Origin of the sequence: Sulfitobacter sp. 1A13353, assembly GCF_043557255.1 — a bacterium.
Classification (GTDB): domain Bacteria; phylum Pseudomonadota; class Alphaproteobacteria; order Rhodobacterales; family Rhodobacteraceae; genus Sulfitobacter; species Sulfitobacter faviae.
On record NZ_JBIFFS010000007.1, the window covers coordinates 168,414 to 192,878 of the forward strand.

Sequence of the window (24,465 nt, forward strand, 5' to 3'; positions counted from 1 at the left end):
CGAACGGCGGCGGTTATTCCGCCGCCGCCGGCTGCCGGTTCTCCACCCGCCCCATGTAGAGCATCAGCGCATAGGCTGCGATTGCCATCAGCAGCATGGCCAGCGCCAGCGGCTTGGTCGTGCCGTCGAACATCAACCCCACGGGGGAGGCGATCAGCGCCGCCAGCACGGTGGAGATCGCCCCCACGACCGAAGCCGCCATGCCTGCGATATGGCCCATCGGCTCCATCGCGATGGCGTTGAGGTTGCCCAATGTCAGCCCCGCTTGGAAGAACAGGCAGGTCTGGAAGAACACGAATGCGGCGAAGCCGTAAGGGTCGGGCAGGGCGCCGAGGTTTAGGAAATACATGGCTCCCGACAGCAGGATTTGCACGCCCAAGGCGATGGTCACCAGCCGCCGCATGCCGTAGCGCACGACCAGCAGCGCGTTGATCAGGCTGGCGCTGGCCGCCACCACGGCGATGCCGCCGAACCACAGTGGGAAACTTTCGGCCCGGCCATAGACGGTGTCATAGATCGGCTGGACCAGCATCAGCATCGAAAAGAGCATCGCCATGGCAAGCGACTGCACGAGGATCGACAGGCGCACCGTGGGGTGGCCCACCAACTCGCGCACCGCGCCAATGATCAGCCGCGCCCGCAACGGGCGGCGGTCTTCGGGGGCGAGGGTTTCGGGCAGACGCAGGGCCATCCAGATGACCGAGATGAGCGAGAAGGCCATGAAGGCGATGAAAATCGCGCGCCAGCCCGCCGTCAGGATGATGCCCGCGCCCAGCATCGGGGCCAAGGCGGGCACCAGCGCGAAGACCATCATCACCACCGACATGATCCGCGCCATCTCGCGCCCCGCATAGAGGTCACGAATGATCGCCACGGCGACCACACGCGGGCCAGAAGCGCCAAGCCCCTGGAAGATGCGTGCTACGAGCATGACTTCGAGAGAGTTGCTCATCCAAGCGACAAAGGCCGAAAGACAATAGAGCGCCGCCCCGCCGAAGACCACATTGCGGCGGCCGAATGCATCCGACAGCGCGCCGCTAAAGAATGTGCCCAGCCCCATGCCCAGCACGAAGGCTGTCAGGATCAGCGGGGCGCGGTGGGCCATCTCGGGCGAGAGTTCCGCCGCGATCTCGGGCAGGGCGGGCAGCATCGCGTCGATGGAAAAGGCGATGGTGGCGATCATCATCGCGATAAGGCCGACGAATTCGATCCGCCCCATGGAGAATTCTGGTTTTTCGGTGGTCACGAAGGCGCACTCCGGCGATTGTCCCGAACGACGGATCCGTTTGGGCAGGATTCAGGGAATAACTTGTGGTTGCGCTCTCGATAGTCGAGAACGCTTAACTTGGCAATGATTGCCGCCCTGTTTAGCCCTGCTGATTGGTCAGATCGGCAATGACCTGCGCCCATAGCTCGGGCGGCTGCGCCCCGGGGACGGCATGGGTGTTGGCAACGATGAAGGTCGGCACCGAGTTCACGCCCATCTTGCGGCTATGGGCATCGCGGTCGCGGATGTCCTGCGCGTCGACATCGGATTTCAGCAGGCGGGTGACCACGGCGGCGTCCATCTCGATACTGTCGGCGATATCGGCCAGCACTTCGTCGTCACCAATGTCGCGGGCATCGACGAAATAGGCTTTGAAAAGGGCAGAGACGGCGGCGGTCTGGCGGCCTTCGATCCCGGCCCAATGGATCAGACGGTGCGCGTCCAGCGTGTTAGGCGTGCGCTGCATGGCCTCGAAGTTGATATTCAGCCCGGCCTTCTCGGCATGTTCCACAACCGGTGCATAGGCGCGCACGGCGCCTTCCTTGCCGCCGAACTTACGTTCAAGATAGCTGCGCCGGTCCATGCCTTCGCGCGGCATGTCGGGGTTGAGCTGGAACGGGTGCCATTCGATGGCAAAGGGGTGGTCGGGATGGTCTTGCAAAGCGCGGTCCAGATGCGCCTTGCCGATATAGCACCACGGGCAGATCGGGTCTGACATGATATCGAGTTTGATCGCTTCGGCCATGATGCGCCCCATCTATTGCTGCGCAATGGGCATAGCGGGCCGGGGCCGGTATCACAAGCGGGCAGCGTTGCAAGCGCCCCGGGGCGCGGCTATAGCAAGTCCATGACAGATACGCCGCCCCGTTCCCTGATCCAGATCGCCCGCGAAAGCGGCGCGAGCGAGACCGCCCCGCCGGTCGACCTTGGCGCAAGGGTGCGCGAGCTGCGCAAGGCGCGTAATTGGACGCTGGAACAGGCCGCGCGGCAGGCGGGGCTGGCGCGCTCGACCTTGAGCAAGATCGAGAACGGGCTGATGTCGCCCACCTATGACGCGCTGAAGAAGCTCGCCGTGGGGCTAGAGATCACCGTGCCGCAGCTTTTCACCCCGCCCGCGGGGGAGAAGATCACCGGTCGCATGGCCGTGACCCGCGCCGAGGAAGGCGCGCCCAAGGCCACCGGCACCTATGAGCATGTCCTACTGGCCGACGCGTTGCGCAAGAAGCAGATGCTGCCCTACCGCGCCCGCATCCGCGCCCGCCGGATGGAGGAGTTCGACGGCTGGGTGCGCCACGACGGGGAGGAGTTCCTCTATGTGCTGACCGGCATGGTGCGGCTTTTCACCGAGTTTTACGAACCCGTCGACATGCGCCGCGGCGATAGCGCCTATTACGACGCCACCATGGGACATAACGTTGTCTCGCTCAGCGATGAGGATGCGACGATCCTCTGGGTGACCTCACTGGTCTGACCCCTCCGCCGGTTGCCACCACCAGACCTCGGGCATGAAGTTCGGCCCATCGCCGTAAAGCGGGATCGTATCAGGGTAGGCCATGCGCGCGTCATGGGCGATCAGCCCTTCGTCGAATTGCCAAAAGGGGATGACATAGCGCCCTGCGGTGAGGATACGGTCGAGCGCACGGGTGGCGGCGACGAAATCCGCCGTTTCGCGGGCCTGCAACATCCTGTCGATCATCGCATCCACCGCCGGAGAGCGCACGCCCATGAGGTTGCGTGTGCCGGGCAAATCGGCGGCCTCCGACCCCCAGTAGAAACGCTGCTCCGTGCCGGGGCTGAGCGATAGGGCGCGGCGGAAGGTCGTCATGTCGAAATCATAGCTGTTCTGCCGTGCAACGAATTGCGCATCATCCACGGTTTCGATCTCGGCGGTGATGCCAAGCCGCTTGAGGGCCTGCGTGTAAAGCTCTGCAATCGCTAGGTTTTCACGGCTCCCCTTGGACAGCAGAATGGTAAAGGTCAGCGGCGTGCCGTCGCCCCGGCGCATGACGCCGCCTTCGGCCTCATAGCCTGCGGCATTCAGCTGCTGCATCGCGGCGCGGATGCCCGCGCGGTTGCGGGCAGAGCCGTCACCCACCGGCAGCCGATAGCCATCCACCGTGCCGGGCGGCAGCGTGTCGGCGTAATCGGCCAGCAGATCGAAAACCCGCCCTGACGCCGGACCGTCGCGCATGGCAAGGTCGGAGTTCGAGAAATAAGAGGTGATCCGGGGCAGGGTGCCGCCGGTAAGCGTCTCGTTAATATACTCGAAATTGAAGGCCGAGATCAGCGCGTCGCGCACCCGCCAATCGTCGAAAGGCGCGCGGCGGGCGTTCATGACAAAACCGGTCATGCCCGAAGGTTTGCTATGCGGGAAGGTCGATTTCATTACCTCGCCGCGGGTGATCGCGGGGAAGTCGTATTGCGTGGCCCAAGTCTCGGCGTTGAATTCGCGCACGGCTGAGATCTGACCGGCCTTGAAGGCTTCGAAGAGCACATTGGCATCGCCGTAAAAGTCGATCTTTACCTCATCGTAGTTATGCGTGCCTTGGCGAAAGGGTACGTCCGCACCCCAGTAATCGGGGTTGCGCGTCAGTGTGACATGACGGCCCGCCTGATAGTCGGTGATGGTGTAGGGCCCGCTGCCCAATGGGATTTCGGACAAAGGCGCATTGGCGAAGTCCTGCCCCTCCCATTGCGCCTTGCTGAGGATGGGGCGCATTCCGGCGAGCAGGGCAAGCTCGCGATTGACGCTGTTGAAAGTCATGCGCAGGCTGCGCGGGCCGGTCTGTTCGATACTGTCGATCTGTTGGCGCAGCCCGTGGTAGCGGGGGTGGCCTTCGGTGCCGAGCAGATCGAAGGAAAAGATCACATCCTCGACCGTGACCGGCGTGCCGTCGGAAAACCGCGCTTCCTCGCGCAGGGTGAATTCCACCCACGCGCGGTCTTCGGGCACTTCGATCGTCTCGGCCAGCAGGCCGTAAAGCGCGAAGGGTTCATCCCAGGACCTCCCCATCAAGGTCTCATGGGTGAAATGCGGCAACTGCCAAGGCGCGGTGCCCTTGCGGACGAAGGGGTTGAGGCTGTCGAATCCCCCGGTATTGCCCAGAACGATTTCACCCCCCTTGGGGGCTTCGGGGTTCACATATGGAAGGGCGTCAAAATCGGTCGGCAGAGCAGGTTCGCCATACATGGCGATTCCATGTTGCGGGGCAGCCCATGACGCCCCCGAGAGCAGAATCAGTGAAGAAAGGGCCGCAACGCCCCGTGCTTTCGAGAAAAATTCCCAGCTCATTTTTGAAACAATCACGATCTGCCCTTATTTTGTTGGAGTTATTCCATACCCGCGGATTCTCGCCTTATCAAACTTTTAGCTTGGATTGTGAGCGTGAAAGGCGTATACAGAGGTCACTGCTCGATAGGTTTCTTGCCTGTATGAAACCTGCCTCAATAACTTACGCCCGCCTCGCGCGGGCGTTTTTTTTTGGCCAATTTTCACCGACCCTTAAGCTCCTTCGCGCAAACCCTTTCCCTTTGGCGCGCGCGCAGTACATGATGCAGGCGCAGCATGAACAAGGAGACGCGCCATGGCTTTCACCATCGACCTGTCCGGCAAGACAGCCGTCATCACGGGATCGAACTCTGGAATCGGACTGGGCATCGCCTGGGAATTGGCGCGGGCCGGGGCCGATATCGTGTTGAACTCTTTTACCGATGACGAGGCGGATCATGCGCTGGCGCAGGAGATTGCGCAGACATGCAACGTAACGGCCCGCTACATCAAGGCTGACATGTCCAAGGGGGCGGAGTGTCGGCGTTTGATTGCCGAAGCCGGGGTCTGTGACATTCTGGTGAACAACGCTGGCATCCAGCATGTCGCGCCAATCCCTGAGTTTCCGGCCGAGAAATGGGACGCGATCATCGCGATCAACCTGTCGTCGGCCTTTCACACCACCGCCGAGGCTTTGCCGATGATGCGCAAAGCGGGCTGGGGTCGTGTGATCAACATCGCCTCGGCCCATGGTCTGACCGCATCGCCCTATAAATCCGCCTATATCGCCGCGAAACATGGGATCGTCGGCCTCAGCAAGACCACAGCGCTAGAGACGGCGAAAGACCCGATCACCTGCAACGCGATTTGCCCCGGCTATGTGCTGACCCCGATCGTTGAGAAGCAGATCCCCGACACGATGAAGGAATACGACATGAGCCGCGAAGAGGTGATCGAACAGGTCATGCTCACCCGGCAGCCGTCGCGCGAATTCGCCACTGTTGAGCAGATGGGCGGCACGGCTACTTTCCTATGCTCGGATGCAGCGGCGCAGATCACCGGCACGACGATTAGTGTCGATGGCGGCTGGACGGCGTTGTAAGCGCCGTGGCGGTCAAGAAACGCATCAACCTCGCCCTCCAAGGTGGCGGCGCCCATGGCGCTTTCACTTGGGGGGTGCTCGACCGGCTGTTGCAGCGGGACGATCTGGATATCTGCGGGATCTCGGGCACCTCGGCGGGGGCGCTGAACGGGGCGGCGCTGAAATCGGGGATGATCTCGGGCGGTCGCGAGGCCGCGCGGGAAAATCTCGATTGGCTTTGGGCGCAGGTCTCTGGCATTTCGGACCTGCGGCTGTCCCATTGGCTGGCGCCTTTCGGTTTGGACAAGCTCAGTCAGGCGATGGAATATTCGCTACCCATGGCAATCTCGGATTCCCTCACGCGGGTCGTGTCGCCCTATGCTTACGGCCCGTTCTATCGCAATCCGCTTGAAGATGTCGTGGCGCGGTTCGACTATGGCAAAGTGGGCGCGCATAAGCCGCCGTTCTTTTTCGTCTGCGCCACACGGGTCCGCAACGGTAAGATCCGGGTGTTTGAGGGGGATGAGATCGGGCCTGATGCATTGCTCGCCTCGGCCTGCCTGCCGACGATCTTTAAGGCGGTTGAGATTGACGATGCCCAGACCGGCCAGCGCGAGGCGTTTTGGGACGGGGGTTATACCGGCAACCCGGCGCTGTTTCCGCTGTTCCGCGATGACCTGCCCGAAGATATCGTGGTGGTGAACATCAACCCGCTCGACCGCGAAGACCTGCCGGTCACGCCGCAGCAAATCCAGAACCGCATCAATGAGATCAGCTTTAATTCCAGCCTCTTGCGCGAGATGCGGGCGATTGACTTCGTTCAGCGGCTGATTGCGGATGGCACCCTGCCGGAAGGGCGGATGAAGCGGGTGCACATGCATATGATCGCCGATGACGCGCTGATGGCTCAGCTGTCGGTGGCAACGAAACTGATGCCCAACCCGGCGGTGATCCGGGCGCTGCATGAGGCAGGCGTGGCGGCGGCGGATTGGTTTCTAGAGGAGCACTTCGACGATCTGAATCAGCGCAGCAGCGTTGATCTACCCGCGATGTTCGGCTGAGTTTTCAGGGTCCGACAGCGCCAGCGCCTCGGGCAGATCAGCACCGGGGCGCGGCGGATAGACCAGCCCGGCAGAGATCACCAGCTTCGCCGCGTCTTCGACGCTCATGTCGAGTTCGATCACATCCTCCCGCGGCAGGAACAGCAAGAAGCCCGAGGTTGGGTTCGGCGTGGTCGGCAGAAAGACCGAGAGCATCTCGCCGCCCGCGTTGGTGCGGGCCAAGACCTCTCCCTTCGCCTCTGTCGAGATGAAGCCAAGCGCCCAGATCCCGCGCCGGGGGTATTCGATCAGGCAGGCGGTCTCAAAGCTCCGCTCGGACTGGGCGAAGATCGTCTCGGAAATCTGTTTGATGCCGGAATAGATCGTCCGCACGACGGGGGTGCGTTCCACCAGACTTTCGGCGAAGCGGATCATCGAACGGCCGATCAGCCCTTTCGCGGCCCAGCCTACCATGACGGTGAAGATCAGAAAGATCACCACCCCAAGGCCGCGCACGTTGAACTGCATCGACGGGTCGAGCCCCAAGAAATCTTGGAGCAGCCGGTCGGGATGGTAGGCTTTGGGCACCAGCGGCAGCACGAAACCGTCGATCCAGCCGACCACGCTCCAGATCAGCCAGATGGTCAGCCCGACAGGCGCAATCACGACCAGACCGGTCAGGAAAGACGCGCGCAGCCTTGCGACAAGGCTGCGCCGAACCTGCGTTGGGTCGGGATCAAAAGGTGTGTTCATCTGCGCCGTTTTCCGAAGAGTTAATCGCAATATAGCTAAGGCGTATGCCCCGGCCCGGCAATGGCTCCGCGGTGTTTTTCGCCTTTAACGCGGCAGGTTGACGAGGTTTGCGGCGATCTTGGCCCCCAGCCGGGCATTGTTGCGCACCAGTGCGATATTGGCGGTGAGCGAACGGCCCTCGGTCAGCTCAAAGATGCGTTGCAGCAAGAAGGGGGTCACGCCCTTGCCGTGGACGCCTTGGGCATCGGCCTCAGACTGGGCCTGCGCGATGATCGGGGCCAGTTCGGCGGCGGGGATTTCCTCCGCCGTGGGGATCGGATTGGCCACCAATTGGCCGCCGGGCAGGCCCATGGCGGCGCGGGTGCGGTGGGCTTTGGCAAGGGCAGCGGCATCATCGAGGCGCAGCGGCGATTGCAGGTCCGAGCCTGCGCTCCAGAAGGCGGGGAAGCTGTCTTGGCCCACGGTGATGACCGGCACGCCTTGGGTTTCCAGCACTTCCAGCGTCTTCGGCACGTCGAGGATCGCCTTGGCGCCCGCCGCGATGACGGTGACGGGGGTTTGGGCCAGTTCCATGAGGTCGGCGGAGATGTCAAAGCTGTCTTCCGCGCCCTTATGCACGCCGCCGATGCCGCCGGTGGCGAAGACTTCGATGCCCGCTAGATTGGCGGCGATCATGGTGGCGGCGACGGTGGTTGCACCTGTCCCGCCCGAGGCGATGCAGACGGCCATATCGGCGCGCGACAGTTTGGCCACGTCCTTGGCTTGGGCCAAATCGCTCAGTTGGTCATCGTCCAGACCGATGTGCAGCGCGCCGCGGATCACGGCGATGGTGGCGGGAACGGCCCCTGCGTCGCGGATGTCCTGTTCGACCTGCCGCGCCACTTCGAGGTTTTGCGGATAGGGCATGCCATGGGTGATGATGGTGCTTTCCAAGGCCACGATTGGCGCGGCGTTTTCGCGGGCCTTGGCCACCTCGGCGCTGAAGGTCAGGGGCAGGGCGGATGTGGCGGTGGTCATATCTTGGTCTCTCCGGAAACGTAAAGGGCGGCGGCATCAAGTGCTGCTTTGAGAGCGGTTTGCGCAACGGCACCGCCAAGTTCAGCGGCCACATGGGCCGCCATGAATGTATCGCCTGCACCCGTGACCCGGGCGACATGCACCTGCGGCGGGGTGAGGGTGATGATCTCGTCGCCTTGGCCCACGGTGGCGGGGTTGCCGCCGTCGGTCACCACGGCGCGGCGTGCGCCACGGGCCAGTAGGGCGCGGGCGGCGGTGGGGGAATCGTCAAAACTCGACTGGCAAAGTAGCCCGGCCTCTTCGAGGTTCACATAAAGCGTGCCGCGTCCCGCTTTGAGGAAGGGCGTCAGCCGCAGCGCCTTGCCGGGAGAGGCGGGCGCGACGCGCAGGTCGGCCTTTGCCAACAGCGGGCTTTGCGCCATGCGGGCCAGCAGTTCGACGGTCAGGTTGCCATCAAGCGCCACGGCCCCTTCGTAGGGGCTGGGCAGGCTGCCATCCTCCAGCGGGCGCAGGATCTTGTCGCCCGCAGCCTCCAGCGAATGGGCATCGGCAATCGCGGCGATCAACCCGTTGGACCCTTCGACGGCCATGTAACGGTCGGTCGGCAGATCGTCCGAGCGGTAGACGTGATCGGTGATCAGCCCGCGCAGGGCGCAGGCGGCGATCAACTCATCTCCTTCGGCATCGCGCCCCACGGCGGAAAGCAGCGCCGGCGTTAGCCCAAAGCGCGCCAGCGCCATGCCGATGTTCAGGGCCACGCCGCCGGGCAGGCGGGTGATCCGCCCCGGCATGTCAGAGCCTTGGCGCATGGCGTTTTCAGAACGGCCGATCACGTCCCAAAGGACGGAGCCGATGCAAAGGATGTCAGCTGTCTTGGTCATGCGGCGCTTCTAGCCGCCAAATCTCCCCACGCGCAAGCGGCGTTATTGTGGCACCGCGAATGTCAGCGTCGCCCAGAGCGTTTCCCAGACCGGTTGATCGGGGTCGTAGCCCGCGCTCGCTTGCGCCTCTGCTGCCGCGCGCAGCACCACCGCGTCAAAGAGGTATTCATGCCCCGCCGTGACCGGAACTAGTGCTTCGCCTGCCGCATCGGTGCGGTGAAGGGTGATGGTCACGCTGTCATCTGGAGCGCGGTCGAACACTTCGATTTGCGCGTTGGCGCGAGGGGTGCCCTGATAGAGGAGGGCCACCTTCATCTTACCTGCGAAATCTGCGGCATAGGGATTCGTCAGCGCCACGAACTCCGTCGCCATGCCGTTGGGCGCATCCTGCCCTGCGCCCGCGCCGAGGGCGATCAGGGTTTTGACGTGGCGGGTGTAGCTCTCGACGACCTTCTCGGTCGACCAGCCGTTCGCGCGGTGATCGCTTTCGGCCTTGGGGAAATCCTTATGCTTGGCGAAACGGAGGAATTTGTCAAAGTCCTCATAGGTGACTTTGGAGGGCGTCGTTTCGGCCACCGCCACGACCAGCGCGTCACCCTCGGGCGCGGGGAGGCTCAGGGCAGGGCTGTCGCCCGCGCGCGGCGATAGCGGGACCTCTTTCCCGCCGATTTTGACCTCGAAACGCGTGAGCCGGTTGGGCAGATAGGGAAAGGCCGCGCCGGTAAATTCCTCACCATTGCGAAAATGCGCCGCGATCTTTTCACCGCTTTCCACTTGATAGTTCACCGGCGACAGCCAGTATTCATGTGCAAAGGCAGGCGCTGCCGATAAGATACTGAAAATAATAGCGGACAACTGGGATAGTTTCATGAAGCGAACTTTCATTTTGTTAAGATCCAAGCTGGCGTTGCTGTGGCTGTTGTCAAGCGCGGTACTGCTTTCGGCAGGCGCTGGTGCACAGGCGCATGAGGTCAAACCCACCATCGCGGATCTGACCGTCGCCGAAGGGCGCGCGGTGTTGGCACTTGAGATCAACCTCGAAGCGCTCTTGGCGGGTATCGACCTCGACACCGTCGAAGACACCGACAATGCCGAGAATGCGGGTGATTACGATGCGCTGCGCAGCCTGCCCGCCGCGCGCATCGTCGCCCGCGCGCCCGAGCTTTTGCCCAACTGGAACAGCCTGCCGCTACTCAGCGTCGATGGCGCCGCCGTGCCGTTGGAGAGTGTGACACTCGAGGTGCCCGAAGGGATCGACGCCGAACTGCCGCGCGACAGTCAATGGCGACTGGAGGGCGCAGTGCCTGCAGGCGCCGAAGAGGTACAGGTGACATGGCCGGATGGCGCGGGCGCACTGGTGCTGCGCCAGCAAGGGGTGGAGGCGCCCTATACCGGCTATCTGTCGGGCGGTGAGACCAGCCCCGAAATCGCACTTGGGGGCGGTGATGCCGAAAGCGGCTGGCAGGCTTTCGTCAGCTACATCCCGGTTGGGTTCGACCACATCCTGCCCAAAGGGTTGGATCACATTCTATTCGTCTTGGGCCTGTTCTTTCTGTCGACCCGACTGCGGCCTTTGATCTGGCAGGTCACCGCCTTCACGCTGGCCCATACGGTCACGCTGGCGCTTGGCGCTTTGGGCTGGGTTAACGTGCCGGGGGCCATCGTCGAGCCGCTGATCGCCGCTTCGATCACCTATGTCGCGGTCGAGAATATCTTTCACTCCGCCCTGAACCGCTGGCGGCCTTTGGTGATCTTTGGCTTTGGGCTGTTGCACGGGCTTGGCTTCGCCTCGGTGCTGGGGGATTTCGGCCTGCCTGCGGGGCAATTCGTGCCGGCGCTTATCGGCTTCAATATCGGGGTGGAACTGGGGCAGCTGGCAGTAATCGCCATCGCCTTCGTACTGGTCGGCTGGGCGATGAATCGCGACTGGTACCGCCGGGCCATCGCTGTCCCCGCCTCCTGCGTCATCGCGGCGGTCGGGGCCTATTGGTTCATCGAACGGGTGTTTTTGTAAGCGAGCGGGCAGCCCTTAACCGGGCTGCCCCAAGGGCCGCTTAGCCCTGCATGGCAGCGATCAAGGTGGCGAGTTCGGCCACCGGATCGTCCTTGTCCCAAATCTCGGTCCCGATGCCGAAAAAATCGGTCCGGGGGGCGAGGTCGCGGATCATGTTGATGTCAAGCGCGCCTTCGGCGACGACGGGCACTTCGATGACTTCGGACCACCACTGAAACAGATCGGCCTCGGCAAAGCTTCCATCGCCAAGCGCGCTGGCTTGGGTCGGGCCAAAGCTGATGTAGTCTGCCCCGGCTTCGCCTGCCGCCATCCCCTCATGCCGCGATGTGCCGCAAAAGGCGCCGACTATGGCATCTTCGCCCAGTTCTTTGCGGGCATGGCGCACGGTGCGGGCCGCATCGCTAAGGTGCACCCCGTCAAGGCCGAGCTTTTCGACCAGCAGCAGATGATCCGAGATCACCAAGGCCACGTCGCGCGCATGGGTCACTTCGCGCAGCGCGTCACCGGCGCGGGCAAGGCGGTCTTCATCCCGGGTCGAAAGCGCCATGCGCACACAGGCGACCGGATGGGCGTCGAGCACGGCGGCGAGTTGCGCGGGGAATTGGCTCAGCTCAACTTCGGGCGGGGTGATAAGGTAAATCTGCGGCTGTTCTGGCGCGTCCATGGTCACTGTCCTTAATCGGGTCTGGGAGCCTGACTAGCGCAGGGCGTTGCAAAAGAAAACGGATATGCGTGTGTCGCGCGGGCTTTCTTGCGGTGCGCAGGCGCAGGGGCTATGAGGCGCGCATGACAGAGACATCCTCCTCCCCCGTTCAGCCCGCGCCGATCCCGGCCATCGTGCTTGTCCGCCCCCAGATGGGCGAGAACATCGGCGCCGCGGCGCGCGCGATGTGGAATTTTGGCCTCGATCACATGCGGGTCGTGGCCCCGCGCGACGGCTGGCCGAGCCAATCCGCCGTGGCCATGGCCTCGGGGGCGGGGCGGCTGTTGGACGAGGCACAGCATTGCGCCGATCTGCCCGAAGCGCTTGGCGATTGCGATTTCACCTTTGCCACCACGGCACGCAGCCGAGACCTGACCAAACCGGTCTACAGCCCCGAAGCCGCGATGCGGTTAGCGGCGGAAAAGATCGCTTCGGGTCAACGGGTTGCGGTGCTGTTCGGGCCCGAGCGGGCAGGGCTTGAGAATGATGATATCGCGCAGGCCAATGCCATCGTCTCGGTCCCGGTGAACCCAAAGTTCGCCTCTCTCAATCTCGCGCAATGCGTGCTGTTGATGTCTTACGAATGGATGCGGGCGCAGGGCGAGGTGACCCATGAGGTCGTCGAGATGGCGGGCACCGATTGGGCCAAGGGCGCCGAGGTTGACCATTTGGCGCGGCATTATGAGGAGCAGTTGACCGAGGCCGGGTTCTTCTTCCCCGAGCATAAGGTCGCCTCGATGAAGCTCAACCTTCGCAACATGTGGTCGCGGATGCCGCTGACGCGGGCGGATGTGCAGATGTTGCATGGCATCCTGCGGCAAATGGTCCGCTGGAAGGAGAAGGGCTGAGGGACTGAGGGCCATCGGCTGCCCGTGGGGTGGCGATCCTGAAGGTTTTTCTGCCACTTTATGGTGCAGCATCAATACTTTGCCGCAGTGTCGCGCTTGTCCTTGCTAAATCGCCTCCCCGTGGGGCGGGCAGGCGATGGCCCGGCGCCTTCGGCTTGATTCCGGGCCGGGGTTGGCGGCGCATGCGGCAACATAACCCACCCCGCTAGACCTTTCTCTGCCCATGTCATACCACTCTATCCAAACGGAAAAAGAGGCGCGCCATGGCGGAGAAACGCAAACTGTTCGAAGAGGTCGGGACTGACCAACCCAGCCGTGCCCCGGTGCAGACCGGCACGATCGACAAGGGCCGGGGCGGCGCGCGCGGGCCGATCCGGGTCTGGCTGATGATCCTCTTTGCGCTGGTCTTTGTCATGATCGCCGTGGGCGGGCTCACGCGGCTCACTGACTCCGGCCTCAGCATCACGGAATGGCGCCCGGTGACCGGTGCCTTGCCGCCGATGAACGAGGCCGACTGGCAGTCTGAATTCGAGAAATACAAGCAGATCGACGAGTTTCAGGTCCAGAACTCTTGGATGGAACTCTCTGATTTCAAAAGCATTTACTGGTGGGAATGGGGGCATCGGCAGCTTGGCCGGGTGATCGGCCTCGTCTGGGTTTTGGGGTTTCTCTACTTCCTCCTGCGCCGGCAAATCCCTGTGGGCTGGACCAAACGGCTGCTCTTTATCGGCGCATTGGGCGGCGCGCAGGGGGCGATTGGCTGGTGGATGGTCGCTTCGGGCGTGACCAGCGGGCAGGGGGTGACGGATGTGGCCTCCTACCGTTTGGCGACGCATCTGGGGCTGGCCTTTGTCATCCTTGGTTTCATCACTTGGTATGTGCTCTTGCTCGGCCGCAGCGAACGCGACCTGATTCAGGCCCGTCGCGCCAAGGAGGCCAAGCAATTTGGCATGGCAACAGGTCTGTTGCACTTCGCCGCACTGCAGATCCTGCTGGGCGCCTTGGTCGCAGGGATTGACGCGGGTCGCTATTTTGTCGACTGGCCGCTGATGCAGGGGCAGTTCTTCCCGCCCGAGGCATTCGACATCACGCCGACATGGCGGAATTTCTTTGAGAACCCGGGGTTGGTGCAGTTCATGCACCGGATGGCGGGCTATCTGCTTTTCGCTTTCGGGGTGGTCGTCTGGCTGCGCGGTCGCCGCTCGGCCCATGCCCGCACGCGCTTTGCTTTCAACGCCGTGATGGCGGCGCTGTCTTTGCAAGTGGTTCTGGGCATCACCACCGTGCTCTATGCCGCGCCTGTGCATCTGGCGCTCGCGCATCAGGCGCTGGCCGTGCTGCTTTGGGTGCTGATCCTGCGCGCGCGCTTCCTCGCGGCCTATCCCGTCGCCACATCGCTGAGAGGCTGAGACATGACTGCATATGATGATTTGATGGCTTTTCAGCGCGACACCGAGGCGCTGGCGCAGGTCGCAGGCCGTTTCGGCTGGGATCAGGAAACGGTCATGCCCCGAGGCGCGGCCCCGCAGCGGGCCGAGGAGATGGCGGCGATGGAAAGCGTTCTGCACGCCCGCCGCATCGACCCGCGCATCGCAGATTGGCTGGCCCAGATCGAGCCCGCTGCGTTGGACGCGGTCGGGCAGGCGAACCTGCGCCACATCAAGCGCGATTTTGACCGCGCCACCCGCGTGCCCGCCGATCTGGCGGCGCGTATCGCCCGCGTCACCTCCGCCGCCCAAGGCACTTGGGCCGAGGCCCGCGCCGCCGATGACTTCGCGGCCTTCGCTCCTACTTTGAAAGAAGTGATCGCGCTCAAACGCGAAGAGGGGGCCGCGCTGGCCGAAGGGCGCGGGATCGGGATTTACGACGCGATGCTAGAGGATTACGAGCCCGGCACCACGGCGGCGGACCTCGAAGCCTTGTTTGGCGCGCTGCGGCCAAAACTCTCCGAACTGCGCGCCGCCGTCCGCGAGGCCGAAGCGCCGCCGGTGTTGGAAGGTGTCTTTGACGAAGCGGCGCAGATGACCCTCACCGCCAAACTGGCGCGGCGTTTTGGCTATGATTTGGCCACCGGGCGCATCGACAAGGCGGTGCATCCCTTCTCCTCCGGATCGGGGCTGGACGTGCGGATCACCACGCGAACCAATGCCCTCGACCCGTTCAACTGCTTTTATTCCACGGTGCATGAGGTGGGCCATGCGGCCTATGAGCAGGGGATCGACGGCGCCTATCTGCTGACGCCTTTGGGCCGGGGCGTGTCGATGGGGGTGCATGAAAGCCAAAGCCGCATCTACGAAAACCAAATCGGCCGCAGCCGCGCCTTCACCGGGTGGCTCTTTGGTGAGATGACGGCGGTCTATGGCGATTTCGGCGTGCCGGATGCCGAGACTTTCTACCGGATCGTCAACCGCGTGTCCGATGGTTTCATACGGACCGAGGCGGATGAGCTTCAGTACAATCTCCATGTTCTGTTACGTTTCGATCTTGAACGGGCGCTGATGTCGGGCGACCTGCAGGTCGACGGCTTGGAAGCGGCGTGGAACGATCGCTTCGAGGCTGATTTCGGCTATCCGGTCGACCGCCCGTCAAACGGCGTCTTGCAGGACGTGCATTGGTCCGTCGGGCTTCTGGGCTATTTCCCGACCTATAGCCTCGGCAATGTCTATGCGGGATGCCTTCACGAGGCATTGCGAGAGGCTGTACCCGATCTCGACGAAGCCTTGGCAAGGGGGGATACGAGTGCTGCTACCGGTTGGCTGCGTGAGAACGTACAAAAGCATGGGGGCCTTTACGAGCCGCGTGAGGTAATCACCCGCACTTGCGGAAAGCCGCCGACGGAGGCACCGTTGCTGACCTACCTAGAAAACAAGTTCACGGAACTGTATGGAATTTAGGCATCTAAGATGGGGAACAAATCGCCATTTTGGATGTTGCTTAAACAACGGGCATCGCTATAATTCTTAACTATAGCTTAACATTTCGCCTTTGCGCTGGCTAAGATTATATGCGATGGTGCGGTGAGTTTAATTTTTGACGAGATACAGGAGTACCTAGATATGAAAATTCTTGCAACCGTGGCGGCGACAATCGCTCTTTCGGGTGCTGCTTTCGCTCAGACAACTTCTCAAGCAGCTGTGCTTGGTGCGTCTGACGATGCGGTCTATTCGCTTCAGGTTCAAGGTGCCAATGGTGTGGTTTATAACTGTAAGCCTGATCCGGTCACCGTAGACGGCAACACTGCGCGCGTTTGCGTGCCTGCCGCTGCAGCTGGTGCAGGGCTCTTTGCTGCTGGTGCCGGTCTTGGTGGCGGCGCGGCGGCAGCTGGTGCTGCTCTGGTTCTGGTTGCAGTCGCGGCGGGCTCCTCTTCCTCCACTGGGTCTACCGATTAATTCTTTGACAAAAGTATAAAATCTAGAGATTCTCCGCGCTAATTGCGCGGGGAATTTTTTGTTGTTTGAACTTTTGTTTAGAAATCCCCCGCCCCAAAGCATATGCATGGGGCGGGGGGCCACCGATCACTCAGCGGCGCTGTCACCCTCGACTTCATCTTCTTCGTTGCCCTGATCGGCGATCCAAGCCACGCTGACAACTTCCTCGTTCTTGCCGGTGCTGAACACTTTCACACCACCAGCGCTGCGCGAGCGGAATGAGATGCCTTCGACCGGCACGCGGATCGACTGGCCCTTGGAGGTCGCCAGCATCACCTGATCGGACATTTCTACCGGGAAGCAGGCGACGATGGGGCCGTGGGCCATGGCCTTAGTCCAAGCCGTCACGCCCATGCCGCCGCGGCCCCGTACAGGGTAGTCATGGGCCGAGGAGACCTTGCCCGCGCCCTTGGCGGTGATCGTCAGGATCAGATCCTCGGCGGCGGACATTTCGGCATAGCGCTCGGTGCTGAGCTGGCCAGCTTGAACCTGCTCTTCCTCGTCATCGCTGCTGTCCTCATCGGTCAGCCCCGCCATCAAGCGGCGCTGTTTGAGATAGGCGACACGCTCTTCCGAACTCGCTTCGAAGTGGCGGATCACGGACATGGAGACGAGGTTGTCGCCTTCGCCCAGACGGATGCCGCGCACGCCAACGGAGTTGCGCGAGTTGAACACCCGCACGTCGGTCGCCGGGAAGCGGATCGCACGGCCCGCGTCGGTCACCAGCATCACGTCATCGTCGTTCGAGGCGATGCGCGCGTTGATCAGCGTGGTGCCTTCATGCTCGCCTTCGAACTTCATCGCAATCTTGCCGTTGGCCTTCACATTGGTGAAATCCGACAGCTTGTTGCGCCGCACGGTTCCGGCAGAGGTGGCGAAAATCACCTGCAGGTCGTCCCATTCCTTCTCATCCCGGTCCACGGGCATGATCGCGGCGATTGAAACGCCAGTGGGGATGGGCAGGATGTTGACGATGGCCTTGCCCTTGGCGGTGCGCGCGCCCTGCGGCAGGCGCCATGTCTTTAGCTTGTAGACCATGCCATCGGTCGTGAAGAAGAGAAGCTGCGTATGGGTGTTGGCGACGAAGAGGTTGGTGACGACATCCTCTTCCTTGGTCTGCATGCCCGAGACACCCTTGCCGCCGCGGCGCTGCGCGCGGAAGTCGGCCAGAGGCGTGCGCTTGATGTAGCCGCCGGAGGTCACGGTCACGACCATTTCCTCGCGGGCGATTAGGTCTTCGTCGTCCATATCGCCAGACCAGTCGACGATCTCGGTCCGACGTGGCACGGCGAATTGCTCGCGCACCTCGCGCAACTCGTCCGAGATGATGCCGAGGATGCGCTCGCGGCTGCCCAGAATCTCAAGGTATTCCTTGATTTTGCCTGCCAGCTCTTCCAGCTCGTCGGTCACTTCCTTGACCCCGATCTGCGTGAGGCGCTGTAGGCGCAGCTCCAAAATGGCGCGGGCCTGCGCTTCCGACAGGTTGTAGGTGCCGTCTTCATTCGCCGTATGGGTCGGGTCGTCGATGAGCGCGATATAGGGCAGGATGTCCTCGGCGGGCCAGCGGCGGGTCATCAGCTTCTCGCGCGCTTCGGCGGCGTCGGCCGAGGAGCGGATGGTGGCCACGACCTCGTCGATATTGGTGACGGCCACGGCCAGACCACAAAGGATATGGCTCCGCTCACGCGCCTTGCGCAGGAGGTAGGCGGTGCGGCGCGCCACGACATCTTCGCGGAAGTCGATGAAGTAGCTGAGGAATTTGCGCAAAGTGAGCTGCTCAGGCCGGCCGCCATTCAGCGCCAGCATGTTGCAGCCAAAATATGTCTGCATCGGGGTGAAGCGGTAAAGCTGGTTCATCACCACTTCGGCGGTGGCGTCGCGTTTGAGTTCGATTACCACGCGCACGCCGTTGCGGTCGCTCTCATCCTGAACGTGGGCGATGCCCTCAATCTTCTTCTCGCGAACCTGTTCGGCGATCTTTTCGATCATCGTGGCTTTGTTGACCTGATAGGGAATCTCGTCGATGACGATGGCCCAGCGGTCTTTGCGGATTTCCTCGACCCGGGTCTTGGCGCGGATCACCACGCTGCCGCGGCCCTCAAGGTAGGCTTTGCGCGCGCCGGAGCGGCCCAGCATGATGCCGCCCGTGGGAAAGTCGGGGCCGGGGACGTATTCGATGAGCTGTTCGGAGGTCAGGTCCGGATCGTCGATCAGCGCGAGACAGGCATCCACCACCTCGCCAAGGTTATGCGGCGGGATGTTCGTCGCCATGCCAACGGCAATGCCGCCCGCGCCGTTGACCAGCATGTTCGGAAAGCGCGCGGGCAGGACGGTCGGTTCCTGCTGCTTGCCGTCGTAGTTGTCCTGAAAATCGACGGTTTCTTTGTCGATATCGGCCAGAAGATAGGCGGCGGGCTTGTCCATGCGCACTTCGGTATAGCGCATGGCCGCCGGGTTATCGCCGTCCATCGAGCCGAAGTTGCCTTGCCCGTCCAAAAGCGGCAGCGACATGGAGAAATCCTGCGCCATCCGCACAAGCGCGTCATAGATCGCGCTGTCGCCATGGGGGTGGTACTGGCCCATCACGTCGCCCACGGGACGGGCGGATTTGCGGTAGGGTTTGTCATGGGTGTTGCCGGTCTCATGCATCGCGTAGAGGATGCGGCGGTGCACCGGTTTCAGACCGTCGCGCAGATCGGGAATCGCGCGGCTGACGATCACGCTCATCGCGTAGTCCAGATAGGACGTGCGCATCTCATGCTCGATGGTCACCGACGGCCCGTGAAAGATGGGCTTTTCGTCTGCGTTTTCAGGGGTATCCGGCGTATCGGTCACGTATCTTGCCCACCATTTTTATGGTTCTATATCTTGGGGTTTTCTATAGCAGACGGGGCATATCAGGTGCAATGGCTGTGGCCGAAACGCACTGGCAGCACTTGGGGCGAAGTGCCAACATACTGTTTTCATTGAAAAGTAATTCTGACCGCGCAAACTTGTCCTACAGAGGCAGCAAGGGAGGCGCAACATGCCCCGCAGTGAAACCGAATTGATGCTGAAAGGTTACGGGCTGACCACGGCAGAGTTCTTTTACCACATGCCCGATTATAGCCATGTGCTGAACAGCTACATTTGGCAGGATTACGACATTGCACCGGACCATCCGCGCCTGTTCGAATTCGTCGAATTCTGGCGCACGGAGTTGGACGGTCCGCTGCATTCGGTCCGTTTCACCCATCGCAAGTTGATTGGCCCCGGCGAATGGCAAAACCAAGTGGGTGAGTTCACGCTACATTGAGCCCGCAGGGCAAAGGGCAGGGGCGTCAGGCCGAACAGCTCGCCCCGCCCAAAACGCAGAACTTCGCGCAATGCGGGTGGTTCAGGGCCACGTCGCGCTCTGCCTCGGCCAATGTGGTGCCGAGTTCAAACTCAGGGTCGTAGGGCAAGAGCGTGCAGGCCAGCACGGCGGGCTTCTCGGCCCCCTTGCGTTTGACCACCATCCGGGAGGAGGCGCACATCACCGCGTCAGGGGACTTGTCCAAGATGCCCCAGCAGGCGGTGGTGATTTCGGGCACCTCGACGGCCTCGTCCATCTCGGGGAAGAGGACGGTCATGGCGGGGTCTTGTGCGTCGATGTCAAAGCCGTGTTCGGCATAGAAGGCGGCATAGCCCGCGCGGCTGTCGGCATCGCTGTCGGCAAAGATCGACCGCCCCGCCACAGCCATGCGAAAGCCGTTGTCGCGGAGCCATTCCATGCCAGTCAGGGTCTTGTCGAAGGCACCCTCGCCACGTTCCGCGTCGTGCAGATCGCGGCGATAATGGTCGACGGAGATGCGGAAGGTCATCTTGCCGGGATAGGCATCCCGCAGCCGCAACAGCCCCTTTTGCACCGATTTACGCATCATCGGGCGCATCGCGTTGGTTAGGATCAACACCTCGTATCCGCGCTCTAGCGAGGCTTCGGTGATCTCGATCATCTGAGGGTTCATGAAGGGCTCACCGCCGGTGAAGGCGATCTCGCGCACCGGCCAGCTACGCTCCTCGATCTGGTCGAGGTAGTCGCGCACCTCATCCGCGGTGATATAGACGAGCGCGTCGTTCTTGGGGCTGGAGGCGATGTAGCAGTTCACGCATTCGATGTTGCACAGGGTGCCTGTGTTGAACCAAAGCGTTTCCGCCCCGCGCAGGGCCACGGTGGCGCGGGGTTCCCCCTTGGCGGTGACCGCCGGGTTCTGGAACTTGCCCTCGTTTGCTTGCGCAATATCTTTCATGATTGTTCCTTGCGTGATCCCGTGTGTTCCTGTTGTGGTAAGCTATTGCGGCGCACCCTAAAAGTCCAAGCACCGGGGCGCACAGTCTTGTGATGTAGGGAGAAATAAGTATGTTTGCGCTAACTCTGCCATTCTGCCCGGACAAGGATTAATCAATGGTTTCGCGTGTTATCCCTGTCGACCCCTTCGATCTTGTCATCTTTGGCGGCACCGGCGATCTGGCCCGGCGCAAGATTTTGCCGGGTCTTTATCGCCGTTACTGTGCGGGACAAATGCCCGAAGAGGCGCGGATCATCGGCGCTGCGCGCACCGAGATGGACGCCGCAGGCTACCGCGAGATGGTGGCCGAAGCGATTGAAGAGTTTGGCGGGAAAGACGCCTGCGACAACCTTGACGCCTTTCTGGCCAAGCTCGACTATGTCGCCATCGACGCACGCGGAGAGACCGGCTGGGCCGAGCTGCAAGAACTGATGTCCGGCAAGGACCGGATTGAGGTCTATTACTTCTCCGTCGCGCCGGGGCTTTTCGGTGATTTGGCGGAACGGTTGCAGCAATGGGGCATGGCGGGCGAAGAATGTCGCATTGTCGTGGAAAAACCCTTTGGCCGCGATCTGGAGAGTGCGCGCGCCCTCAACGCGACGCTGGCCACCTATTTCAAAGAACAACAGATCTACCGGATCGATCACTACCTCGGCAAAGAGACGGTGCAGAACCTCATGGCGGTGCGCTTTGGCAATATGCTGTTCGAGCCGTTGTGGAACCGCCAATACGTCGATCACATCCAGATCACCGTGGCCGAGACGGTGGGCGTCGGCGGCCGTGGGGAGTATTACGACAAATCCGGCGCGATGCGGGACATGGTGCAGAACCACTTGATGCAACTCTTGTGCCTGATCGCGATGGAGCCGCCCGCGCGTTTTGATCCCGATGCGGTGCGCGACGAAAAGCTGAAAGTGATCCGCGCGATTGATCCGGTGCTGCCGCATCACCTCGTGCGCGGACAGTATGAGGCTGAAGAGGGCAATGAGGAAGAAGCCCCCAGCTATCGCGATGCCGTCGGCAACCCACGGTCGCGCACCGAAAGCTTCGTGGCGCTGAAGGCCCATATCAGCAACTGGCGTTGGCATGGCACGCCGTTTTATCTGCGCACCGGCAAGCGCATGGTGGCGCGGTCGAGCGAGATCACGGTGGTTTTCAAAGACACGCCGCATTCCATTTTTGCCGAAGACGCGGGCCGTCATCGCAACGTGCTGTCGATCCGCTTGCAGCCGAACGAGGGCATCACTCTTGGCGTGACGATCAAGGAACCGGGGCCGGGGGGCATGCGTCTGGTCGATGTGCCGCTCGACATGACCTTTGCCGAAGCGCTTGGCCCCGATGGGGGCGATCAGGTCGATGCCTATGAGCGGCTTATCATGGACGTGATCCGGGGCAACCAGACATTGTTCATGCGCGACGACGAGGTTGAGGCCGCCTGGGCCTGGACCGATCCGATCATCCAAGGCTGGGAGGCGCGTCACGACGTGCCCAAACCCTATGACAGCGGCTCGGCGGGGCCGACGGATGCGACAGAAATGATGCGGCGCGATGGCCGTGAATGGCGAAAGGTATCCCCATGAACATCATCGAATATGCGGACCGCGAAATGCTGGTGATGAATGTCGCCAACAAACTGGCGGGCAAGTTGAAATCGGCGCTTTCGGGCAATGACCGCGTGTCTTTCGCGGTGCCGGGCGGCTCTACCCCCGGGCCGATCTTTGAGATGCTCAGCGCGACCGATCTGGATTGGAGCCGGGTGGATGTGATGCTAACCGATGAGCGTTGGGTGGACGTGGATGACCCGCTGTCGAACGCGCGTCTGGTACGCGAGCATTTGCTGAACGACCGTGCCGCGGCGGCGCAGTTCATCCCCTTTTTCCGTCCCGGGCTTTCTCCGGGCGAGGGGGCAGAGGTGGTGGCGCCCAGTCTGACGGATCATGTGCCGATCTCTGTCCTGCTGCTTGGCATGGGCGACGACATGCACACCGCCTCGCTTTTCCCCGGCGACCCGAGTCTGCCTGACGCTTTGGCCGCCGATGCGCCGCTGCTGTGCCCGGTCTATCCCGAAGGCCAGCCGACCGCGCGGGTCACACTACCGGCGCATGTGCTCGACGGGGCGCTGAACAAACATCTCGTAATTTTCGGGGATGAGAAACGCGCGGCCCTTGAGCGCGCGCAGGGGCTTTCCCCCGAAGAGGCGCCGATTGCAGCGGTGCTGGATGAAATCGAGGTTTACTGGGCGGCATGATGAACATTTGGCAAGACCTTCAAGAGCGGCAAAGTGCCGTGGCAGACCGCAAGATCACGGCACTGTTCGATGACCCGAACCGGGCCGAGAACTTCTCGCTGCGTACACAGCATATGCTGTTCGACTACGCCAAGACGAATATCGACGCCGAGACCCGCGCGGCACTGCTGCAAATGGTCGAAAACGCCAAAGTCACCGAGCGGCGCGATGCGATGTTCGCGGGCGCGCCGATCAATGAGACCGAGGGCCGCGCGGTGTTGCACACTGCGCTGCGCAATCTCGATGGCGGGCCGGTAGAAGTCGCGGGCGAAGATGTCATGCCGCAGGTGCGTGACACGCTGGCGCGGATGCGCAGCTTTGCCGATCAGGTGCGAGGTGGTGACATCACCGATGTAGTCAACATCGGCATCGGCGGCTCCGACCTTGGGCCTGCCATGGCGACCCGCGCGCTGACACCCTATCACGATGGGCCACGCTGCCACTTCGTCTCAAACGTCGATGGGGCGCATATCGCGGATACGCTGCGTGGGCTGGATGCCAAGAAAACGCTGGTGATCGTGGCCTCCAAGACTTTCACCACCATTGAGACCATGACCAACGCTCGCACGGCGCGGGCATGGATGCAGGACCATGGCGGCGATCCGGCGACGCAATTCGCCGCGCTCAGCACCGCAGATGACAAGACCGCCGAATTCGGGATCGACCCGGCTCGCGTCTTCGGTTTCGAGGATTGGGTCGGCGGACGCTATTCCGTCTGGGGGCCGATTGGGCTGTCGCTGATGATCGCCATTGGCCCTAAGGCTTTCGACAGCTTCCTGCGCGGCGCGCAGGAGATGGACCGCCATTTCTGCGCCGCTGATCCGGCTGAGAATATGCCGATCCTTCTGGCGCTGGTGGGCATCTGGCACAATCAAATCTGCGGCCATGCCACCCGCGCGGTGCTGCCCTATGATCAACGGCTTGAGATGCTGCCCGATTACCTGCAACAGCTTGAGATGGAATCGAACGGCAAAGGCGTGCAGATGGACGGCACCGACAGCCCGCGCCACACCGGCCCGGTGGTCTGGGGCGCGGCGGGCACCAATGGCCAGCACGCTTTCTATCAGTTGATCCACCAAGGCACGCGGGTGATCCCTTGCGAGTTTCTGGTGGCGGCGAAGGGGCATGAGCCGGAGTTGCAGCACCACCACGATCTGCTGATTGCCAATTGCCTTGCTCAATCCGAAGCGCTGATGCGCGGGCGGTCTTTGGACGAAGCGCGCGCCATCATGCGCGACGCGGGGCTTTCGGGCGACGCGCTTGAACGCCAAGCCCGCCACCGTGTCTTCCCCGGCAACCGGCCCTCGACCACACTCGCCTATGAAACGCTTGATCCCTTCACGCTGGGCCAGATCATCGCGCTTTATGAGCATCGCGTTTTCGTCGAAGGGGTGATCCTCGGCATTAACTCTTTCGATCAATGGGGCGTGGAACTGGGCAAGGAATTGGCCAAATCGCTTCAGCCGTTGGTCGAAGGCGAGGTCTCTGCCGAGGGAAAAGACGGCTCTACCGCCGGGCTGATCGGCTATATCCACCAGCATCGTGGCTAGGGGCTGCCCTTAGACCGGAAC

Annotated in this window: 22 protein-coding genes; 12 read left to right on the forward strand and 10 right to left on the reverse strand. The window is 62.3% G+C overall.

What is annotated here, in order from left to right; translation table 11 throughout:
* Positions 1-13: 13 nt before the first annotated feature.
* Positions 14-1,219, reverse strand: coding sequence for a multidrug effflux MFS transporter (locus tag ACGYLO_RS17020; protein WP_271689975.1), 1,206 nt, complete (start codon positions 1,217-1,219; stop codon positions 14-16).
* A gap of 148 nt (positions 1,220-1,367) precedes the next feature.
* Positions 1,368-2,012 (reverse strand): DsbA family oxidoreductase, encoded by a 645-nt coding sequence (locus tag ACGYLO_RS17025; RefSeq protein WP_271687370.1) that lies wholly within the window; start codon positions 2,010-2,012, stop codon positions 1,368-1,370.
* Between the two features lie 102 nt (positions 2,013-2,114).
* Between ACGYLO_RS17025 and ACGYLO_RS17030 the strand changes: the two genes are divergently transcribed.
* Complete coding sequence (locus ACGYLO_RS17030) at positions 2,115-2,738, forward strand: helix-turn-helix domain-containing protein (RefSeq protein WP_067262060.1); 624 nt, start codon at positions 2,115-2,117, stop codon at positions 2,736-2,738.
* On the opposite strand, the gene ACGYLO_RS17035 is transcribed toward ACGYLO_RS17030, so the two are convergent.
* Complete coding sequence (locus ACGYLO_RS17035) at positions 2,727-4,457, reverse strand: extracellular solute-binding protein (protein WP_271687369.1); 1,731 nt, start codon at positions 4,455-4,457, stop codon at positions 2,727-2,729. The genes ACGYLO_RS17030 and ACGYLO_RS17035 overlap by 12 nt on opposite strands.
* A 394-nt stretch (positions 4,458-4,851) precedes the next feature.
* Here ACGYLO_RS17035 and ACGYLO_RS17040 point away from each other — a divergent pair, with 394 nt between their 5' ends.
* Positions 4,852-5,637: a 3-hydroxybutyrate dehydrogenase gene (locus ACGYLO_RS17040; protein ID WP_271687368.1), complete on the forward strand. Its 786-nt coding sequence runs from the start codon at positions 4,852-4,854 to the stop codon at positions 5,635-5,637.
* A 5-nt stretch (positions 5,638-5,642) separates the two neighbouring features.
* Positions 5,643-6,677: a patatin-like phospholipase family protein gene (locus tag ACGYLO_RS17045; RefSeq protein ID WP_271687367.1), complete on the forward strand. Its 1,035-nt coding sequence runs from the start codon at positions 5,643-5,645 to the stop codon at positions 6,675-6,677.
* On the opposite strand, the gene ACGYLO_RS17050 is transcribed toward ACGYLO_RS17045, so the two are convergent.
* From ACGYLO_RS17050 to ACGYLO_RS17065, 4 genes are all read right to left on the reverse strand, one after another.
* Entirely contained in the window at positions 6,657-7,409 is a 753-nt protein-coding gene (locus tag ACGYLO_RS17050) for a DUF502 domain-containing protein (RefSeq protein WP_067262054.1), read from the reverse strand. The two genes, ACGYLO_RS17045 and ACGYLO_RS17050, sit on opposite strands and share 21 nt — an antisense overlap.
* An 84-nt stretch (positions 7,410-7,493) precedes the next feature.
* Positions 7,494-8,426, reverse strand: coding sequence for a pseudouridine-5'-phosphate glycosidase (locus ACGYLO_RS17055; protein ID WP_271687366.1), 933 nt, complete (start codon positions 8,424-8,426; stop codon positions 7,494-7,496).
* Positions 8,423-9,307 (reverse strand): PfkB family carbohydrate kinase, encoded by an 885-nt coding sequence (locus ACGYLO_RS17060; RefSeq protein ID WP_271687365.1) that lies wholly within the window; start codon positions 9,305-9,307, stop codon positions 8,423-8,425. The genes ACGYLO_RS17055 and ACGYLO_RS17060 overlap by 4 nt, the downstream gene beginning before the upstream one ends.
* Positions 9,308-9,349: 42 nt before the next feature.
* Complete coding sequence (locus ACGYLO_RS17065) at positions 9,350-10,192, reverse strand: DUF4198 domain-containing protein (protein ID WP_276154321.1); 843 nt, start codon at positions 10,190-10,192, stop codon at positions 9,350-9,352.
* On the opposite strand from ACGYLO_RS17065, the gene ACGYLO_RS17070 reads away from it, so the two are divergent.
* A complete protein-coding gene (locus tag ACGYLO_RS17070) occupies positions 10,176-11,321 on the forward strand; it encodes a HupE/UreJ family protein (protein WP_271687362.1) in 1,146 nt (381 codons plus the stop codon). The two genes, ACGYLO_RS17065 and ACGYLO_RS17070, sit on opposite strands and share 17 nt — an antisense overlap.
* Positions 11,322-11,361: 40 nt before the next feature.
* On the opposite strand, the gene ACGYLO_RS17075 is transcribed toward ACGYLO_RS17070, so the two are convergent.
* On the reverse strand, positions 11,362-11,985 hold the full coding sequence (locus tag ACGYLO_RS17075) for a thiamine phosphate synthase (RefSeq protein WP_067262045.1): 624 nt from the start codon (positions 11,983-11,985) through the stop codon (positions 11,362-11,364).
* Positions 11,986-12,107: 122 nt separating this feature from the next.
* Between ACGYLO_RS17075 and ACGYLO_RS17080 the strand changes: the two genes are divergently transcribed.
* The 4 genes from ACGYLO_RS17080 (at position 12,108) to ACGYLO_RS17095 (ending at position 16,261) form a co-directional block, all read left to right on the forward strand.
* A complete protein-coding gene (locus ACGYLO_RS17080; RefSeq protein WP_271687361.1) occupies positions 12,108-12,872 on the forward strand; it encodes an RNA methyltransferase in 765 nt (254 codons plus the stop codon).
* Positions 12,873-13,135: 263 nt separating this feature from the next.
* Entirely contained in the window at positions 13,136-14,281 is a 1,146-nt protein-coding gene (gene ctaA / locus ACGYLO_RS17085) for a heme A synthase (protein ID WP_271687360.1), read from the forward strand.
* Positions 14,282-14,284: 3 nt separating this feature from the next.
* A complete protein-coding gene (locus ACGYLO_RS17090; protein WP_271687359.1) occupies positions 14,285-15,766 on the forward strand; it encodes a carboxypeptidase M32 in 1,482 nt (493 codons plus the stop codon).
* Between the two features lie 162 nt (positions 15,767-15,928).
* Positions 15,929-16,261: a hypothetical protein gene (locus tag ACGYLO_RS17095; protein WP_271687358.1), complete on the forward strand. Its 333-nt coding sequence runs from the start codon at positions 15,929-15,931 to the stop codon at positions 16,259-16,261.
* Between the two features lie 126 nt (positions 16,262-16,387).
* On the opposite strand, the gene gyrA is transcribed toward ACGYLO_RS17095, so the two are convergent.
* Positions 16,388-19,135: a DNA gyrase subunit A gene (gene gyrA / locus ACGYLO_RS17100; RefSeq protein ID WP_271687357.1), complete on the reverse strand. Its 2,748-nt coding sequence runs from the start codon at positions 19,133-19,135 to the stop codon at positions 16,388-16,390.
* A 190-nt stretch (positions 19,136-19,325) separates the two neighbouring features.
* Between gyrA and ACGYLO_RS17105 the strand changes: the two genes are divergently transcribed.
* Positions 19,326-19,595 carry an usg protein gene (locus ACGYLO_RS17105; protein ID WP_271687355.1) on the forward strand — a complete coding sequence of 90 codons (270 nt, stop codon included), beginning with the start codon at positions 19,326-19,328 and terminating at the stop codon, positions 19,593-19,595.
* A gap of 25 nt (positions 19,596-19,620) precedes the next feature.
* Here the strand turns inward: ACGYLO_RS17105 and ACGYLO_RS17110 are convergent, their stop codons facing one another.
* Positions 19,621-20,568: a radical SAM protein gene (locus ACGYLO_RS17110; protein ID WP_271687354.1), complete on the reverse strand. Its 948-nt coding sequence runs from the start codon at positions 20,566-20,568 to the stop codon at positions 19,621-19,623.
* Between the two features lie 155 nt (positions 20,569-20,723).
* On the opposite strand from ACGYLO_RS17110, the gene zwf reads away from it, so the two are divergent.
* Genes zwf through pgi form a run of 3 tightly spaced genes read left to right on the forward strand, consistent with a single transcriptional unit; the run spans position 20,724 to position 24,444 of the window.
* Positions 20,724-22,187, forward strand: a complete 1,464-nt coding sequence (gene zwf / locus ACGYLO_RS17115; protein WP_271687353.1) for a glucose-6-phosphate dehydrogenase — start codon at positions 20,724-20,726, stop codon at positions 22,185-22,187.
* The gene (gene pgl, locus ACGYLO_RS17120; RefSeq protein WP_271687352.1) at positions 22,184-22,855 is read left to right on the forward strand and encodes a 6-phosphogluconolactonase; all 672 of its coding nucleotides are present in this window, start codon (positions 22,184-22,186) and stop codon (positions 22,853-22,855) included. Before zwf ends, pgl begins: the two co-directional genes overlap by 4 nt.
* A complete protein-coding gene (pgi, locus tag ACGYLO_RS17125; protein ID WP_394374181.1) occupies positions 22,852-24,444 on the forward strand; it encodes a glucose-6-phosphate isomerase in 1,593 nt (530 codons plus the stop codon). Before pgl ends, pgi begins: the two co-directional genes overlap by 4 nt.
* The last annotated feature ends 21 nt before the right edge of the window (positions 24,445-24,465 follow it).